We start from the raw sequence: 17,705 nt of genomic DNA, 5'->3' as shown, positions 1-17,705 counted from the left end.
GGCAATTACCCTCTTGGAATCAGAGCTTTAGATCCGTGGCAAGAGGCACCTTCGATTTTCTTAATCCTGGACATCACCCCGGCGGGAGCTTCCAATCCGAGATATACAACCCCTGCGATACCGGAGTGATTGCGAGTAACGGCAGACGCGTCGCCGGTTCAACTTGAGATTCCTGCGGATCTGCCGGAGACACCCGACGCTGCCGACATTATTGTACGACGCATCAACGATTTCGTTCGGGAAATTGCTACTTTGGCGTTTGCGCCGGTCTTAAATTGCGTTAAGGCCCGTGAAGTTGAACTTAGCATTCCGGATTGGTCACGAAAATGAAACAAGCGATATCGCCATTATCGCCGGCTCCCTCGTCGCGAAACAGTGCCTCCCTGAATTCGCCGTCACGCGTTCTGCTGGCAAGCCTGATCGGCACCACCATCGAATTCTTCGACTTTTACGTTTACGCGACGGCTGCAGTCCTCGTTTTCCCGACGCTGTTCTTTCCGACCAGCGATCCAACCACCGGCGTCCTGCAATCATTCGCGACTTTTTCCATCGCCTTCTTCGCCCGTCCGATCGGCGCCATCGTGTTCGGCCATTTCGGTGACCGCATCGGCCGCAAGGTGACGCTCGTTGCAGCCCTGATGACGATGGGCATCTCGACGGTACTGATCGGTTTCCTGCCCTCCTACGCCTCGATCGGCGTGGCAGCGCCTTTGCTGCTGGCCATCTGCCGCTTCGGCCAGGGCTTCGGTCTCGGTGGCGAGTGGGGCGGCGCGGTGCTGCTGGCGACAGAAAATGCGCCGGAAGGCAAGCGCTCCTGGTACGGCATGTTCCCGCAGCTCGGCGCACCCGTCGGCCTGTTCCTGTCGTCGGCCGTCTTCTGGCTGCTGCTCCACTTCATCTCCCAGGAAGACTTCATCACCTGGGGCTGGCGCGTGCCGTTCATCGCCTCGATCGTCCTGATCGGCATCGGCCTTTGGGTCCGCCTGTCGATCACCGAAACCCCGGAGTTCAGCGAAGCCGTTGCCCGCAAGGAGCGCGTTGCCGTTCCCGTGGTCGAGATCCTGAAGAACCACAAGCGCAGCCTGCTCCTCGGCACCTTCGTGGCGCTGGCAACTTTCGTGCTCTTTTACATCGGCACGGCCTACCTGCTGTCCTACAACGTCAAGGTCCTGAAGATCAGCTTCCTCGACGCGCTTCTCGTGCAGATCGTCGCCTCGGTGTTCTTCGGCATCTTCTGCCCGATCGCCGGCAAGCTGTCGGACCGCTTTGGCCGCCGCACCGTGCTCGTCGCCACGACGGTCGGGATCGGCGTCTTCTCGTTCTTCCTGCAGACACTCCTGACCGGCGGCCTCACCGAGATCTACATCTTTGCAGCCGTCAGCATGGCGCTGATGGGGATGACCTACGGCCCGATCGGCACAGCTCTGGCAGCGCCGTTCCCGGTCGCCGTGCGCTACACCGGCGCCTCCATCACCTTCAACTTTGCCGGCATCTTCGGCGCATCGCTGGCCCCCTTTATCGCCACCTGGCTCGCCAGCAACTACGGCCTTGCCTATGTCGGCTACTATATGGCAATCGCCGCCTTCATCACGCTGGTCTGCATCCTGCTGTCAGGCAACGAAGAGATCTGATCCAAACGATCGCATCAAAAAAGGCCGCGAAACATCTGTTTCGCGGCCTTTTTTTTCTAACTACGTATCGGTTCCCAGCAGGCGCTCTGCTATTTACCTACTCCGTCGTCACACCATGGAATGGGCGAACCTCGCGGCCATCCATGAAGGTTCCGAGCCGCTTGATTTCCCATTCCAGCTTGACGCCGGATTTCTCGAACACCTCGCGGCGAACCTGCTCGCCGAGATATTCCAGATCGTAGCCAGTCGCCTGGCCCATGTTGATCATGAAATTGCAATGCAGCGACGACATCTGCGCGCCACCGATGACGAGACCACGGCAGCCGGCCTCGTCGATGACTTCCCAGGCGGAAAGGCCCGGCGGGTTCTTGAACGTCGAGCCGCCGGTCTTTTCGCGGACCGGCTGAACGGTCTCGCGGTGATTGCGCACGGCATCCATGTCGGCACGGATCTTGGCCTTGTCCTCGGTATAACCCTCGAACACAACATCGGTGAAGATTAGGTCGGCCGACGCTGATGAATGGCGATAGGTGTAGCCCATGTCGGCGTTGCTCAGCACATGCTTGTTGCCGCTGCGATCCACAGCATGGACCTCGACAAGCCGGTCGCAGGTCTCGACACCGTTGGCGCCGGCATTCATGCGCGCCGCACCACCGATCGAGCCCGGAATGCCGTAATAGAAATGGAAACCGCCGATGCTGTTGTCCATGGCCATCGCCGCGACATGCTTGTCGGGGCAGATGGCGCCTGCCTTGATCCGGTTTTCCCCGGCAAGTTCCAGCGAGCCGAACCCCTTGGCCGACAGCCGCAACACGACGCCGGGAATACCGCCGTCACGCACGAGGATGTTCGAGCCGACACCGACGACCATCAGCGGCACTTCGGGAGGCAAAAGCTTCAGGAAGGTGACGAGGTCGTCCGTATCGTGGGGCTGGAACATCAGCTCCGCCAGTCCGCCGGCACGAAACCAGGTGACGCGATCCATCGGCGCATCCGGCGTCAGCCGTCCGCGAATATCCTTGACGCCGTCGCCTAAAGACGCGAGCAGCTTTTCTCCATTGACCTGCTTCATGCGGATTTACCCGAAAGGCCTTCCAGTTCCTGTGGCAACGCTGCGGCCCAATAAGTTATGCTGCCAGCCCCTAACAAAACCACAAAATCGCCGGGCTTTGCAATCTCGGCAACCATTCCGGCCAGACGATCGGGCGATGGCAGGTAACGGGCATCGCGATGTCCGCCTGCCTTGATGCGCGATACCAGCGCTTCCGAATCGACGCCCTCGATCGGCTCCTCGCCAGCCGAATAGACCGGCGCCAGGAAAATGCTGTCGGCGTCGTTGAAGCAGGCGGCAAATTCCTCGAACAGGCTCGAAAGCCGCGTAAACCGGTGCGGCTGGTGAACGGCGATGATCCGGCCGGAGCATGATTCGCGCGCCGCCTTGAGAACCGCTTTGATCTCGACCGGATGATGCCCGTAGTCGTCGAAGATTTTCACGCCGTTCCACTCGCCGGTTAGCGTGAAGCGGCGCTTGACGCCGCCAAACGCCGCAAGGCCGCGGGCGATGTCTTCGTTGGAAATTCCAAGCCGGTTGGCAACGGCAATGGCAGCCGTGGCATTGGCGATATTGTGACGGCCGGGCATCGGCAGCACGAGATCCTTGATCTCGATGACCTTGCCGGTGCGGCGGCGACGGATTTCGATGTCGAACAGCGACCGCGTGCCGTCGATGCGGACATTCATGAAGCGCACGTCGGCCTGCGGGTTCTCCCCATAGGTGATGACCTTGCGGTCCTCGATACGGCCGACCAGCGTCTGGACTTCCGGATGATCGAGGCACAGAACGCCGAAACCATAGAACGGCACATTCTCGACGAACTGCCGGAAGGCAGCCCGTACGGCATCGAACGTCCCGTAATGATCGAGATGCTCAGGGTCGATGTTGGTGATGACGGCGACGTCAGCCGGCAGCTTCAGGAACGTGCCATCCGATTCGTCGGCCTCGACCACCATCCACTCGCCCTCGCCCATGCGGGCATTGGTGCCGTAGGCATTGATGATGCCGCCGTTGATGACGGTCGGATCGAGCCCACCGGCTTCGAGCAGCGTCGCCACCATAGAGGTGGTGGTTGTCTTGCCGTGCGTGCCACCTATGGCAATCGCATTGCGGAAGCGCATCAACTCGGCCAGCATTTCGGCGCGGCGGACCACCGGCAGCAGCTTTTCGCGCGCGGCGATCAGTTCCGGGTTGTCTTTCCGGATGGCGGTCGAGACCACCACCACTTCGGCTTCACCCAGGTTCTCTGCCTTGTGGCCGATGAGAACCTCGATGCCCTTGGCGCGCAGGCGCTGGACATTGGCGCTGTCCGCCTGGTCCGACCCTTGCACCTTGTGGCCGAGATTGTGCAGCACCTCGGCGATGCCGCTCATGCCGATGCCGCCGATACCGATGAAATGTACGAGGCCGATGGCCTTAGGCAGCTTCATGCGCCTGCCCCCTTGAATTCTGCAATTGAACGTTTGTCGGCAATAGCCTCTACAAGATCCGCGAGCAAGTTTGCTGCGTCCGGCTTCCCCGTCGATTTCGCAGCAGCGGCCATCTTGGCGAGCTTTTCGGGCGAATTCATCGAGCCTCGCAAGATCGCCGACAGTTTTTCCGACGAGAGCTCCGACTGTGCGATGACCTTAGCTCCACCATTGGCGGCAAGCGCTGCGGCATTGGCCGCCTGGTCGTGGTCAAGCGCATAGGGATAAGGCACGAGGATCGCCGGTCGTCCGATGACCGCAAGCTCGGAGACCGTCGAGGCGCCGGAGCGGCAGATGACGAGGTGGGCGGCAGCAAGCCGAGTCGCCATGTCGTTGAAGAACGGCGCGATGTCTGCCCCCATCTGCAGGTGCACGACGCAGTTGTTGACCGTCTCCATGTCCTCGACGCGGACCTGCTGGGTAATCCGCAGCCGGTTGCGCAACGGTTCCTCCAGCAGGCTGACTGCCGTCGGGATTGCCTTCGAGAAGAACTGCGCACCCTGGCTGCCGCCGAAGACGACGAGGTTGAACGGCTCATCCGGACCGGATGGATGATAGGGCGTCTGGGCTGCCTCGATGACGGCCGGCCGCACGGGATTGCCGGTGGTCACCGTCTTTTCCGGGTACGCCCCGCCATTGTCCGGCAGGAAGCCGCCGGCAATCGCTTTCACCCGGCCGGCCAGCGCCTTGTTGGCGCGGCCCATCACGGCATTCTGCTCGTGGATGACGGTCGGCACGCCCATGCGTGTCGCGACGAGCAACGGGGGAATCGTTGGATAACCGCCGAAACCGACGACGCAAAGCGGGCCGATGTTGCGGATCAGCTTTCGGGCCGCGCGCATGCCGGTCCAGAGCGTCCAGAGCGAGCGGGCGAGATTGACCGGGTTCTTGGAGCCGATCGTTGCGGACGGCACCACGTGGATCTCGTCGGCCGGAAAGGAGCCCGCATAGCGCTCGGCGCGGCTGTCGGTGACCAGATGCACGGAGTAACCCCGGTCGCGCAGCTTGTAGGCCAGCGCTTCGGCTGGAAATACATGGCCGCCGGTGCCACCGGCGGCGAGAAGAATGATGCCCTTGCTCATCGCATCACTCCGCCGGAACGCCGTGGGTCACGCGAAACAGGCTGCGCTCCTGCATGCGCTTCTCCGGTCGGTGACGGGTCAGCGCCAGGATGAAGCCTGCGGTAACGCAGATCGCGATCATCGACGAACCACCGTAGGAGATCAGCGGCAGAGTCATGCCCTTGGCCGGCAGCAACTGCAGGTTCACGCCGACATTGATGATAGACTGGATGCCGATCTGCAGCACCAGGCCGGCAACGGCGAAGCGGTTGAAGTCGTTCTTCTCACGGTAGGCATGAGAAAGTCCGCGCAGGACGAGGACCGCGAAGATGCAGACCAGGAACATGCAGAAGATGATGCCGAACTCTTCCGCAGCCACCGAGAAGATGAAGTCGGTGTGGGCGTCGGGAATGATGCGCTTGACGATACCCTCGCCCGGACCGACGCCGAACCAGTCGCCGCGCACAATTGCCTCGCGGGCTGTATCGACCTGGAAGGTATCGCCTTCGCCGGTCAGGAACTTGTCGATGCGCAGCGCCACGTGCGGGAAGACGTAGTAGGCGCTGAAAAGACCACCCACGCCCATGCCGCCAAGCACGAAGATCCACAGCCAGGGCATGCCCGCCATGAAGAACATGCCCGCCCAGACGGCCGATGTGAGGATGGTTTGGCCAAGGTCGGGCTGGGCGACCAGCAAAGAAGCCACGATACCGAAGAGGATAATGGCAAAGAGGTTGCCCGGAATTTCAGGCTGGCGCGCATGCTCGGCAAAAAGCCAGGCGCAGACGACGACGAAGGCCGGCTTCATGAATTCTGAAGGCTGGATCGACAGGCTGGCGAGATTGACCCAGCGGCGCGAACCCTTGACTTCGACGCCGAAGAACAACGCAAACAGCATCATCGCCAGCGAGACGACAAGAATGATCACAGCCGTCCGGCGCACTTGACGCGGCGTCAGGAACGAAATGCCGATCATCACGGCGATTGCCGGGATGAGGAAAGCGGCATGGCGCTTGACGAAGTGGAACGGTTCAAGCCCGATGCGGGTAGCCACTGCCGGCGACGCTGCAAAGGACAGCATGAAGCCAATACCGAGAAGCAGGATGAAAATCCCGAGGAAAAAACGATCGATCGTCCAGAACCAGTCGGCCAGGGCCCCACGGTCTACGCGGCTTACCATCTCATGCGCCTCCTGTTGGCGAACCGATCAGCATGGTGATCCCTTCCAGCGCCGACACGTGTGTGACGAAGGAATCCCCTCTGACCTCGAAGTTCTTGTATTGGTCGAAACTTGCGCAAGCCGGTGATAGCATGACAGCAGCGCTGACGCCCTGATCCATCGCCGCATCGGCAGCCGCGTGCAGAACGGCGCGATCAAGCGTGCCGGAAATCTCGTATGGCACGGCCTCGCCCAGAGTCGCTGCAAACTGCGGTGCCGCCTCGCCGATCAGATACGCCTTGGCGATGCGGGGAAACAGCGGTGCAAGCGAAGCGATGCCTCCCTCTTTCGGCAAGCCGCCGGCAATCCAGTAGATCCGCTCGTAGCTCGACAAGGCCGGAGCCGCTGCCTCGGCGTTGGTCGCCTTCGAATCATTAACGAACACGACAGTGCCGCGCCGCGCCACCGGCTGCATGCGATGCTTCAGGCCCGGGAACGACGCAAGGCCGGACTGGATGTCCTCGACGGATACGCCCACCGCCAGGCAGGCGGCGATGGCCGCTGCGGCGTTCTGGGCATTGTGGCTGCCGCGCAATGTCTGAATGCCGCCGAGATCGGCGATGGCGGCCGCCTCTCCGGCCGATGCCCGGACAATGCGGCTCCCGTCGGCATAGAGACCGTCCGACAACACCTGACGGCGAGAGATGCGCGTCACCCTGCCGCCGGCGCGTTCGATGCGATCGGCAATGACCGTCGAGAAGCTGTCGTCGACGCCGACGATCGCCGTACCGCTGCCGGCCACAAGGCGCTCCTTGATATCGGCGTAATGCTGCATGGTCCCATGCCGGTCGAGATGATCGGGGGTCAGGTTGAGGAGGATACCGGCCGAGGGGTTAAGCGTCGGGGCGAGATCGATCTGGTAGGACGAGCACTCGACGACATAATAGCGCTCGGCCTGCGGCGGATCGAGCGTCAGGATGGCGGTACCGATATTGCCGCCCATCTGTGTGTCGCGACCGCTCGATTTCAGGATATGGGCGATCAGCGCCGTCGTCGTCGATTTGCCGTTGGTGCCGGTAATCGCGATGAACGGGCAATCCGGTGCGTGCACGCGACGCTCGCGAACAAACAATTCGACATCGCCGATGATCTCGACGCCTGCCGACCGCGCGAGGTCAACGGTCCAGTGCGGCTTCGGATGGGTCAGCGGCACGCCCGGCGACAGCACGAAGCTCGACAGCCCTGGCCAGTCGATTGTTCTAAGGTCGGCCGTCGGAACGCCGGCGGCCGACGCCTTAGCAACGCTGTCGGGATTGTCGTCCCAGGCGGTGACGTCAGCACCGCCAGCCACCAGCGCCAGGGCCGTGGCGAGGCCCGAGCCGCCAAGCCCGAACAGCGCAACCTTTTTCCCCTTGAGCGTGGTGACCGCTATCATCTCTTTTACCGCAGCTTCAGTGTAGACAGGCCGACCATCGCGAGCACGACGGCAATGATCCAGAAGCGGACGACGACCTGGCTTTCCGTCCAGCCCTTCTTTTCGAAATGGTGGTGGATAGGCGCCATCAGGAAAACGCGCCGCCCGGTCATTTTGAAAAAGCCGACCTGGATGATGACCGACAACGTTTCCATGACGAAAAGCCCGCCGATGATTGCCATGACGATCTCATGCTTGGTGGCGACGGCAACCGTGCCGATCATGCCACCCAGCGCCAGCGAGCCTGTATCGCCCATGAAGATAGCGGCCGGCGGCGCGTTGAACCACAGGAAGCCCAGCCCCGCCCCGATCATCGCCCCAAGCACGACGGAAAGTTCGCCGGTACCGGGCACGAAATTGATCTGCAGGTAATTGGCAAACACGACGTTACCGGCGAGATAGGCGATGACGCCGAACGACGCCGCGGCGATCATCACCGGAACGATGGCGAGGCCGTCAAGGCCATCTGTCAGATTGACCGAGTTGCCGGCCGCAACAATGACGAAGCCGCCGAACAGCACGAAAAACAGACCGAGATTGATCATGAAGTCCTTGAAGAAAGGAAAGGCGATCGACGAGCCGAAAGTCGATCCGGCCGGACCCGATGCCAGCGCCGAGCGCATCATGAAATAGACGGCGATGCACGCAATGACGAACTCGATCAACAGGCGCTTGCGGCCGGAGAAGCCCTTGTCGCTCTGCTTGGTGACCTTGAGATAGTCGTCGTAGAAGCCGATGGCGCCGAAGCCGAGCGTTACCAGGAGAACCGCAACCACATAGACGCTGGAAAGGTCGGCCCACAACAGGCAGGAGCCGACGACACCGGCGATAATCATCAGCCCGCCCATCGTCGGCGTGCCGGCTTTCTTGAAATGCGTCTGCGGTCCATCGGCACGGATCGGCTGCCCCTTGCCCTGGCGAAGGCGAAGAGATGCAATGATTCTCGGTCCGAACAGGAAGACGATCAGTGCCGAGGTGAACAGGGCGCCGCCGGTGCGAAACGTGATGTATCTGAACAGATTGAAGAATTTCACATGTTCAGAGAGGTCGACGAGCCAGATCAGCATCCAGGGCCCTTTCTAGGGTCAAAATTCAATTAGGTTTGCGGCTTCGTGTCGGAAACTGCAGGAAATTTGTCAAGCAAAGCCGCCACGATCTTGCCGAACCCGATCCCGAGCGACGACTTGATCATCAGCACATCGCCGGGCGCAACCGAGGAAAGAACGAAGGCGGTGAGCTCTTCCGTCGTCTCGCGATATTCGACATGCACTGTTTCAGGCAACGCCTCCTTCAGGGCCAGCATCTCCGGCCCGGAGAGCCAGGCGTGTTCGATCCCCGCGGCAATCAGCGGACCCGCCAGATCGGCATGCACCCTACGCGCATGTTCGCCCATCTCGAGCATGTCGCCAAGGACGGCGATGCGGCGTCCGCGACTGTCGGCGGCACCCGTTGCCAGCAGCGCCATTGCCGCGCGCATGGAGGCGGGGTTGGCATTGTAGCTTTCGTCGATGACGGTGAACGTGCTCGCCCCGATCGCAAGCCTGTGGCGTTTGCCACGGCCCTTTTCCGGCTGCAGCGTCGCCAGCGCCTCGATAGCCCTGTCGAGGTCGCCGCCGACCAGCGTCACGGCGCCGAGCACGGCAAGCGCATTCTCGGCAATGTGGCGACCGGGCGCACCGATGGCGATCTCGAAGGTCTCGCTGCCGAGCGTCAGCCAAAGAGCCGATTTCTCGTCGGAGCCATTGAATTCCGCCAGCCGGAAGTCGGCCTTGGCATGCTGGCCGAAGCTATAGATTCGAGTGATGCCGAGCGCTTGCGCCTGGCGCTCGAGGAACGAGAACTGGTCGCTGTCACGATTGAGGATGATGTCTCCGTCGGGCTCTAGACCCTCGAAGATCTCAGACTTGGCGGCTGCGATTTCCTTGATGCTCTTGAAGTTGCCGAGATGGGCGGCGGCCACCGTCGTGATGATCGCCACATGCGGGCGGACCATCTTCACCAGTGGCCTGATTTCGTCCGGATGGTTCATGCCGATTTCGAAGACGCCGAAGTCGGTATCGATTGGCATGCGTGCCAGCGTCAACGGCACACCCCAGTGATTGTTGTATGAGGCGACCGAAGCATGGACCTTGCCGGAGGGCGACAGCACGTGACGCAGCATCTCCTTGGTCGTGGTCTTGCCGACCGAGCCGGTAACGCCGATTATCTTTGCGCGCGAACGATCTCGGCCGGCGATGCCGAGCGTGGTCAATGCCGCCAGCACATCCTCGACGACGATCATCGGCACGGTGAGGCGCCCGAGCGCCGGTAGCCGCGCTTCGCTGACAACCAGCAACGACGCGCCATTGGCCATCGCCATGCTCGCAAAGTCATGCCCATCGACGCGATCGCCCTTGATGGCGAAGAAGGCTTCGCCGGGTCCGATCGAACGGCTGTCGATGGAAATTCCTGTAATACCCGCCGGCAACGAGCCAACAGGCCGGCCATGCATGATGTCGATCAGGTCTTCGCTTGTCCAAAGCCAGCTCAAGATGTCGTCTCCCCTAGTGCCCGGCGCACTTCCGCATGATCCGAGAACGGCAACGTGACACCGTCGACCGTCTGGCCTTCCTCGTGCCCCTTGCCAGCCACGATCAGCGTATCGCCGGCCTTCAGCATGTCGACTGCGGCGCGGATGGCCTCGGCACGGTCGGCGATTTCCGTGGCTGAGGTGGCCGCAGCCATGATTTCGGCGCGAATGGCAGCCGGTTGTTCAGAGCGCGGATTGTCGTCGGTGACGATGACCACATCGGCCAGCCGGCAGGCAATCTCGCCCATGATCGGCCGCTTTCCACGATCCCGGTCGCCACCGCAACCAAAGACAACGATGACACGACCGGTGGTAAAGGGCCGAACAGCCGCCAGCACGTTTTCCAGCGCATCCGGCTTGTGGGCGTAATCGACATAGGCAAGCGCGCCGTCTCGCGTCTGGCCGATCAGTTCGAGGCGTCCGGAAGCTCCCTGCAGCTTTTCGAGCGCCTGCATGGCCACGGCTGCCGGAACGCCGGTCGATATGGCAAGCCCTGCGGCAACCAGCGCATTGGCAATCTGGAAATCGCCGGCGAGCGGAATGTGAATCTCGAAGATTTCAGTGCCGAAATGAACCTCGGCGACCTGCTTGTGGCGCGAATGCTCGACCCGCTTCAGCGTCAGGAAGTTGCCCTTGCGGCCAACGGTGCGGATATCGTGACCGGCCTGCCGGGCAGCAGCTACGGCCTGATCCGACCAGGCGTCGTCAGCAAAGATGACGGCCGGCGATCCCTGCGGCAGCAGCGTATCGAAAAGCCGCATCTTGGCGGCCATATAGGCCTCTACGGTCGGGTGATAGTCCATGTGATCGCGGCCGAGATTGGTAAAGCCGGCGGCCTTGAGGCGCACGCCATCGAGACGGAACTGGTCGAGCCCGTGGCTGGATGCTTCCATCGCAGCGTGCGTCACACCCTCGTCGGCAAGCTCGGCCAGCAATTTGTGCAGCGACACCGGGTCCGGCGTGGTCAGCGAGCCGTAATCGTTGCGGCTGGGCGAGATGACGCCGGTCGTGCCGATCATTGCAGCCGTGCTGCCGGCATGCGCCCAGATCTGGCGGGTGAAGGAGGCAACGGAGGTCTTGCCGGCAGTGCCCGTGACGGCGACCATGGTCTCCGGCTGGCGCCCGTAAAAACGCGCGGCTGCCAGCGCCAGCAGGCGGCGCGGCTCGGAGACGGCAACAACGGGTACAGAACCGGCATCCGCAACATGCTGGGCGAAAATCACGGCGGCGCCGCGCGCAGCAGCGTCGGCGACGAAGGCGGCGCCATCGGCCTTGCTGCCGGCAACCGCGACAAAGGCCATTCCCGGCGTAATCTGCCGGCTGTCGGCGGAAAGACCCGTGATGTCGATGTCGCCCAGCGAGCCGCCGACCGGTCCGTTCAACTCGGGAAAATCGGTCCCGACGAGATCACGCAATTTCATGGCGTCTACTTCTTTGTTCTAGGCCTGCCCGCCCCACGCGAATCGACCGCGTTATCCATTCAATCTCAATAAGACACCAGCAAGGCGGAGCCGCCCTCACCGAATTTCGGTTTTACACCGAGAATCGCCGCCGAACGGGCGATGATATCGCGCGCGATGGGAGCTGCCGTATAGGCTGAAATCGTGCCTCCATGCTCGCCCGTCAGCGGTTCGTCGCAAAAGCTCATGACCACATAGCGGGGATTGTCGATCGGGAAGGCTGCCAGGAAGGTGTTGAAGTTGGCGGTGTGGGAGTAGCGACCGTTAACGACCTTGTCCGCCGTACCCGTCTTGCTGCCGACATCGTAGCCGGGAACGCGGGCGGCACGACCGGAACCCTTGGAGCCGTTGAAGTCGAGCAGGAAGCGGACATCGTCGCTGGTGCTCTTCTTGATGACGGTTTTCGCGACCAGGTCGGCCTGCTCTGCCGTGCGTGGCAGGAAGGTCGGCTCGATGAGCTTGCCGCCGTTGACGAGCGCCGCACCGGCCACCGCCGTCTGCAGCGCCGTCGTCGAGACGCCGTGGCCGAAGGAGATGGTGATCGAGTTGATTTTCTTCCAGACTTTCGGCTGGCTGGGCGTCTTGACCTCAGGCAGTTCCGTCGGCATCCGGGTCAGGAGACCGAGGCGCGTCAGGAACTCCTTGTGGGCATCGATGCCGACGAGATCGGCGATCTTGGCCGTACCGATGTTGGACGAATACTGGAAGATTTCCGGAACGGTCAGCACGCGGCCCTGCCCGTGGAAGTCGTGGATCACGAAGCCGCCGATGCGGATCGGCGCGCTGGCATCGAAAGCGTCCCGAAGCGTCACCTTGCCGCTATCGAGCGCCATCGCCATCGTGAAGGTCTTGAAGGTCGACCCCATTTCGAAGGTACCGTTCGACATGCGGTTCAGCCAGCCTTCGGCGGCACTCGCATTCGGCTCATTCGGATCGAAATCGGGCGCGGACGCCATGGCGATGACTTCTCCGGTCTTGACGTCGAGGACGATGGCACCGCCACCCTTGGCCTTGAAGTTGACTACGGCCTTGGTCACGACATCGCGGGCAATCGCCTGAACGCGAACGTCGATCGACAGCTTGACCGGCTCCAGCGGGCTGTTGCTGGTCATACCTACGGCGGCGAGATCGGCCAGGCCCTGGTCGTCGATATATTTTTCCATGCCCATTACGCCACGGTTGTCGATGTTGACATAGCCGAGGATGTGGGACGCGGTCGGGCCGCCTGGATAGAAGCGGCGCTTTTCAGGCCGGAAGCCGATGCCGGGAATACCGAGCGCAAGAATCTGGCTCTGCTGCTTTGGCGTCAGCTGGCGCTTCAGCCAGGCGAAGTGCGACGTGTTGGTCGAAAGCTTCTTGTAGGTGCCCTTGAGGTCGATATCCGGCAGCACGGTCGAGAGTTTTTCGACGGCGTCGTCGACATCGACGATCTTGTTCGGCTCGGCAAACAGCGACACCGTACGGATGTCGGTCGCGAGCAGCGCCCCGTTACGGTCGACGATGTCGGGCCGCGAGGCCATCAGCCTGTCGGCCGGCAGAATGCTCGATACCGTATCGGGCATGGCAGTGCCATATTCGACCAGTCGCGCGCCGATGATGCAGTAGACGACGCCGAAGCTCACGCTCAACAACAGGACACGGCTTCGCGCCTGCCCCGTCTTGCGCTTTCGCGATCCCTCGACGACAGCGCTTGCAAGCGCGTCGACTGGCTTGCCGTTGGTACCGGCGGAAAAATGTGCCTTGCTCTTCAAGAGCATGATGCGGGACAGAAAAGACATCAGCGCTTCACCGATCCCGTTTTGATATCGTCGACACCGGACTTGCCATGCCTAGCCGGTGCCAGCCTTGCGACTGGTTTCGGCGCAGGCTTGGCTGCCACGTCGGCTATAACCTTGCGGATATCGGCATCGCTGTCGTCGCCCTTTGATGTGCCGGGCTTTGCGGTCGGCTTGCCGTCCATGATACCCGGAGGTGGCGGCAGCTGGCTGCGCAGCATGGGCAGTTCGTTCGGCTGCACGAGGGATGTCGACAGCGTCGGCTGCAGCTGCAGTTCGCTGTTATAGTTGGCGACCAACCGCTCGAGGCGGTTCGGCTGTACGACCAGCGCCCAGTCGGCCTTCAGCAGCTCGATGGTATCCTTCTCGAGCTTGATCTCGGCTTCGAGGTGATGCACCTCCTCGAGCTTGAGCTCGGCGCGGTGCTTGATGGTGTAGGTCACGGCTGCCGCAGTGGTCATGACGCCGATGAGCACGATATCGAAGGTCTTCAGCATCTCAACCTCCAAGCTTTGCAAGGGTGGCAAGGTTCGGCAGCTCGAAAATCGAGACGTCGGCTGCTTCTGCCGGCGCAGCGGTTCGCACAGCAGCACGCAGCTTGGCCGAACGGGCACGTGGATTGAGCTCGGCCTCGACCTCGCCGGCCGAGACGACCTGCTTGCCGATGGCATCGAAAGTCGCCGCCCGCTCGTGGACGACTGGCATATGGCGCGAGCCCGTCGAGCGGCCCGAACGATCGGTGAGGAACTTCTTGACGATCCGGTCTTCCAGCGAATGGAAGGTGACGACGACGAGGCGGCCGCCGGGCTTCAAAGCCCGCTCGGCGGCAAACAGCGCTTCTGCGAGTTCACCGAGTTCGTCGTTGACGAAGATGCGCAGCGACTGGAAGACACGGGTCGCTGGATGGATCTTGTCCTTGGCCTTGCGGGGCGTCACCAGCTCGATCAGTCCTGCAAGATCACGCGTGGTCTCGAAAGGCTTTTCGGCACGGCGCTTCTCGATGGCATGGGCAATGCGCGGCGCCTGCTTCTCCTCGCCGAGAAAGACGAAGATTCGGATCAGGTCGGCGAGCTTGGCATTGTTGATGACGTCGGCAGCAGACACGCCCTTTGCAGACATGCGCATGTCGAGCGGACCGTTCCTCTGGAACGAGAAGCCGCGCTCGGCCTCGTCGATCTGCATCGAGGATACGCCGATATCGAGAACGATGCCGTCGAGACCGCCCTCAGGAGCATGCTCTGCCAGCTGCGAGAATTGCGAGTGAATGAGAGTAAGTTTGCCGGGATGAGCTTCGACTAGCGCCTGGCCTGCCGCAATCGCCGTCGGATCGCGGTCGAGCGCAATCACATCGGCGCCCGACGCCAACAGCGCCGACGTATAGCCGCCAGCCCCGAACGTGCCGTCGAGAATGACCTTGCCGGGCGCAGGCTCCAGCGCCCTTACGACTTCGGCCAGGAGAACCGGAATATGACGAAGCGGCCCGCCACCGGCTTCAGCACAATCTCCGCCAGGTTGAGCTTCCATTCCGTCCCCTCGTTGTATCAGGAACGCATGCCCGCCAGCCTGCGCTCCTCTCTTGAGGTTGCCTGCAGGGCTTGAAACGCCTGCGGCTCCCAAAGCTGAAAGTAGTCCGCCCGACCCACGAAGGTCACCTCGTCGGTGATTCCGGTGAAATCGCGGATGAAATCCGTGACCATCAACCGTCCCTCGGCATCGAGCTTCATGAAGACCCCGCCCCCATGGATGAGGAGCGACATCTGATTCGCCTGCGACGAAAACGGATCTTCCGCCGCAATCTGTTGCTCGAACCGGTCGAGCAGATCCAGTCCGCCGATGCTGATCGCCGGGAACACGAAATCCTGGAAGCAGTACAGCTCCGGAATGGCGCGCTCCGACAGCACCGATCGAAATACCGAAGGCACGGAAACGCGGCCCTTGGCATCGATCTTGTTCGTCGCATTCGACAGGAAGCGTTTCATGACGCGAAACACCCGTTTCCATTGGTCGCGCGAAAATCCTTCGCCCACATTCACTGCCGCCATCGCACAAAGCTTCGCCCGCCGGAAAAACTATTGTCTTCCCGGTCTCCCCGAGAGGAGCACGACCTTTACTTTGCGATGATTGGGCCTTGATTTGCCCCTGTGCAGTGCGAATTTGGGATACCATGGGACCATATGGGCGTCAATGGGATACGGCCTGCGGAAGCCGGTTGCAGTCCCCCATATTCATAGGCCGTTAAGCTTAACGAAAGGTTAGGAAGTGCGGCATTTGCCCGCCGCGAGCGCCTGAGAGGCGATCGCATTGCTTGAAAAAATTGGACATTTGACTATCGATTAGCGACCGCAAATAAAGGGCGCGAGGCGCCACCGCAGTGCTCGAAAAAAATTACCAGTTGGCCTGTAAGCCGGGTTCTGTAAGGCCCCGACCGAAGTCGGAACGTGGCAGCCATTCATCTGGGACGACACTTGCGTGCCGCCTCGTGCAACCCACCCGGATGACAGGCCCGGAAACAGGCTGGTGCGCTTGCGCGCCCCGCGTCATCCCTATTCGGTTTTGCTCCCGGTGGGGTTTACCATGCCGTCGCTGTCACCAGAGACGCGGTGGGCTCTTACCCCACCCTTTCACCCTTACCCGGTCGGGACCGGGCGGTTTACTTTCTGTGGCACTTTCCCTGAGGTCACCCTCGCCGGACGTTATCCGGCACCGTGTTTCCGTGGAGCCCGGACTTTCCTCACCCCACCGCCTTTCGACATTGTGAAGCGCGGCTGCCCGGCCAACTGGTAGGCGCTCATTAGCCGAGGCCGCAGGCAATTGCCACCTTAAATCCAACGACCGCCGGCAAATCCGCTCACTGGCGAAAATATGGTGCAAAATCCGTGCTGTAGGCGTCGTCGTTGATTCGACCCTCGAGCAGCAATTCGGCACCAAGCCGGCCGATTTCATCCGAACTCTTCGCCGACGTGCCGCTGCAGCCGGTCAGGACGCCAATCCGCGGCGACGCCGTGTAGCCGATCATCGGATAGGTCGACGGTGAATAGGAGGTGACACAGGCGCCCGACGATATCGACAACGGCCGCAAATCGGGAACCAGCTGTCGAACGATCCGCGTCAGGTGATCGCGTACCGAGGCCCGGCCATCGGTGCGAAACCAGGCACGCATCTCGGCGTCGCTGGTGATGTCGTAGTCGTCGGGATCCCCGCCGATCTTGAGGTAATACTTGCCGTCGGGATATCGGATCGGCGGCAGCAAATAAATGCTGTCGACGTCATCAGGGCCCTTGGTGATCAGCGACGGCATGGTTCCGAGCGCCATTGCATCGGCTTCGCTGATCTCAAAATAGGCAATCGTCCGGCCACGGACAATCATCTCGACCGGAGCCGCCAACAGGCTGGCGGCAATGGAAAACCCGCCGGCAGCCAGCAGCGCCTTCTCCGCCCGGTAGACGTTACCCTCGCCCGTCGTCACCACGGCAATGCCGCCCTCGTCGCGGATCGATACTACGGTCTCTTTCAGCACCTTCGCCCCGACCTTTTCGGCAAGCAGCGATTGCGCCTTCACCAGCCGGCGCGGGCTGATATGGCCGGCACCCTGTGGCTCATAGATGCCCTCGCTGCCGCGGTCGAACGCAAAGAATGGAAACCGGGCACGCAGGCCATCGTCATCAAACCGCTCGGTACGCACTTTCAGAGCCTCGGCAGCTTTGGCGACGTGATCGATATAGGCATCTGCGCCACCCTGCCTCGGCCCGACCGCAAGGCAGCCAACCTGGGAGTAGAAGGCAATGCCGCTTTCCCGCTCCAGTTCGCGGTAGCGCGCAATCGACCGGTTTGCCAGCAAGGCCCAGTTCGGATCGGGATCTATCGTCCGGGTGATACGACCCTCGTCATAATGGCTGGCGAAGACGCCGCTGTGGACCTTCCGATCCGCAGGTTCGTCAGGCCCTATCACGGCGACGCCGTTCGTCTGGCGGGCGAGGTGGCGAGCAGCCGCCGCCCCCATCATGCCGCGACCGATGACGATGAACTTGAAATCCGCTGCCATGTCAGGTCTCC

Annotated in this window: 14 protein-coding genes and 1 other RNA gene; 1 reads left to right on the top strand and 14 read right to left on the bottom strand. The window is 61.8% G+C overall.

The annotated features are described in order from the left end of the window. Positions 1-326 precede the first annotated feature (326 nt). Positions 327-1,631, top strand: a complete 1,305-nt coding sequence (locus J5278_RS08340; protein ID WP_209187489.1) for an MFS transporter — start codon at positions 327-329, stop codon at positions 1,629-1,631. Between the two features lie 97 nt (positions 1,632-1,728). On the opposite strand, the gene murB is transcribed toward J5278_RS08340, so the two are convergent. The 14 genes from murB to J5278_RS08270 all read right to left on the bottom strand — a co-directional run bounded on the left by murB (position 1,729) and on the right by J5278_RS08270 (position 17,694). After that, entirely contained in the window at positions 1,729-2,703 is a 975-nt protein-coding gene (murB, locus tag J5278_RS08335; RefSeq protein WP_209184145.1) for a UDP-N-acetylmuramate dehydrogenase, read from the bottom strand. Then, complete coding sequence (gene murC, locus J5278_RS08330) at positions 2,700-4,115, bottom strand: UDP-N-acetylmuramate--L-alanine ligase (protein ID WP_142823193.1); 1,416 nt, start codon at positions 4,113-4,115, stop codon at positions 2,700-2,702. The genes murB and murC overlap by 4 nt, the downstream gene beginning before the upstream one ends. Beyond that, positions 4,112-5,236 (bottom strand): undecaprenyldiphospho-muramoylpentapeptide beta-N-acetylglucosaminyltransferase, encoded by a 1,125-nt coding sequence (murG, locus tag J5278_RS08325; protein ID WP_209187490.1) that lies wholly within the window; start codon positions 5,234-5,236, stop codon positions 4,112-4,114. The genes murC and murG overlap by 4 nt, the downstream gene beginning before the upstream one ends. 4 nt (positions 5,237-5,240) lie before the next feature. Continuing rightward, positions 5,241-6,395, bottom strand: a complete 1,155-nt coding sequence (ftsW, locus tag J5278_RS08320) for a putative lipid II flippase FtsW (RefSeq protein ID WP_142823195.1) — start codon at positions 6,393-6,395, stop codon at positions 5,241-5,243. A gap of 1 nt (position 6,396) precedes the next feature. Next, entirely contained in the window at positions 6,397-7,809 is a 1,413-nt protein-coding gene (murD, locus tag J5278_RS08315; RefSeq protein ID WP_209184149.1) for a UDP-N-acetylmuramoyl-L-alanine--D-glutamate ligase, read from the bottom strand. A gap of 5 nt (positions 7,810-7,814) precedes the next feature. After that, positions 7,815-8,915, bottom strand: coding sequence for a phospho-N-acetylmuramoyl-pentapeptide-transferase (gene mraY / locus J5278_RS08310; RefSeq protein ID WP_142823197.1), 1,101 nt, complete (start codon positions 8,913-8,915; stop codon positions 7,815-7,817). A 29-nt stretch (positions 8,916-8,944) separates the two neighbouring features. Then, complete coding sequence (locus J5278_RS08305) at positions 8,945-10,378, bottom strand: UDP-N-acetylmuramoylalanyl-D-glutamyl-2,6-diaminopimelate--D-alanyl-D-alanine ligase (RefSeq protein ID WP_209187491.1); 1,434 nt, start codon at positions 10,376-10,378, stop codon at positions 8,945-8,947. Continuing rightward, on the bottom strand, positions 10,375-11,838 hold the full coding sequence (locus tag J5278_RS08300) for a UDP-N-acetylmuramoyl-L-alanyl-D-glutamate--2,6-diaminopimelate ligase (protein WP_209184153.1): 1,464 nt from the start codon (positions 11,836-11,838) through the stop codon (positions 10,375-10,377). The genes J5278_RS08305 and J5278_RS08300 overlap by 4 nt, the downstream gene beginning before the upstream one ends. A 65-nt stretch (positions 11,839-11,903) precedes the next feature. Further along, on the bottom strand, positions 11,904-13,655 hold the full coding sequence (locus tag J5278_RS08295; protein WP_209184155.1) for a penicillin-binding protein 2: 1,752 nt from the start codon (positions 13,653-13,655) through the stop codon (positions 11,904-11,906). After that, positions 13,655-14,149: a hypothetical protein gene (locus J5278_RS08290; protein WP_209184161.1), complete on the bottom strand. Its 495-nt coding sequence runs from the start codon at positions 14,147-14,149 to the stop codon at positions 13,655-13,657. The genes J5278_RS08295 and J5278_RS08290 overlap by 1 nt, the downstream gene beginning before the upstream one ends. 1 nt (position 14,150) lies before the next feature. After that, on the bottom strand, positions 14,151-15,176 hold the full coding sequence (gene rsmH, locus J5278_RS08285) for a 16S rRNA (cytosine(1402)-N(4))-methyltransferase RsmH (protein WP_142823202.1): 1,026 nt from the start codon (positions 15,174-15,176) through the stop codon (positions 14,151-14,153). A gap of 17 nt (positions 15,177-15,193) precedes the next feature. After that, on the bottom strand, positions 15,194-15,631 hold the full coding sequence (mraZ, locus tag J5278_RS08280) for a division/cell wall cluster transcriptional repressor MraZ (RefSeq protein WP_209184256.1): 438 nt from the start codon (positions 15,629-15,631) through the stop codon (positions 15,194-15,196). A 405-nt stretch (positions 15,632-16,036) separates the two neighbouring features. Next, an RNA gene (rnpB, locus tag J5278_RS08275) (RNase P RNA component class A) lies at positions 16,037-16,433 on the bottom strand. Positions 16,434-16,500: 67 nt separating this feature from the next. Then, the gene (locus tag J5278_RS08270; RefSeq protein WP_209184163.1) at positions 16,501-17,694 is read right to left on the bottom strand and encodes an FAD-binding oxidoreductase; all 1,194 of its coding nucleotides are present in this window, start codon (positions 17,692-17,694) and stop codon (positions 16,501-16,503) included. Positions 17,695-17,705 lie beyond the last annotated feature (11 nt).

This window comes from Rhizobium sp. B21/90, assembly GCF_019355815.1.
GTDB lineage: Bacteria > Pseudomonadota > Alphaproteobacteria > Rhizobiales > Rhizobiaceae > Rhizobium > Rhizobium rhododendri.
This window is presented reverse-complemented; position numbering and strand designations above follow the sequence as displayed.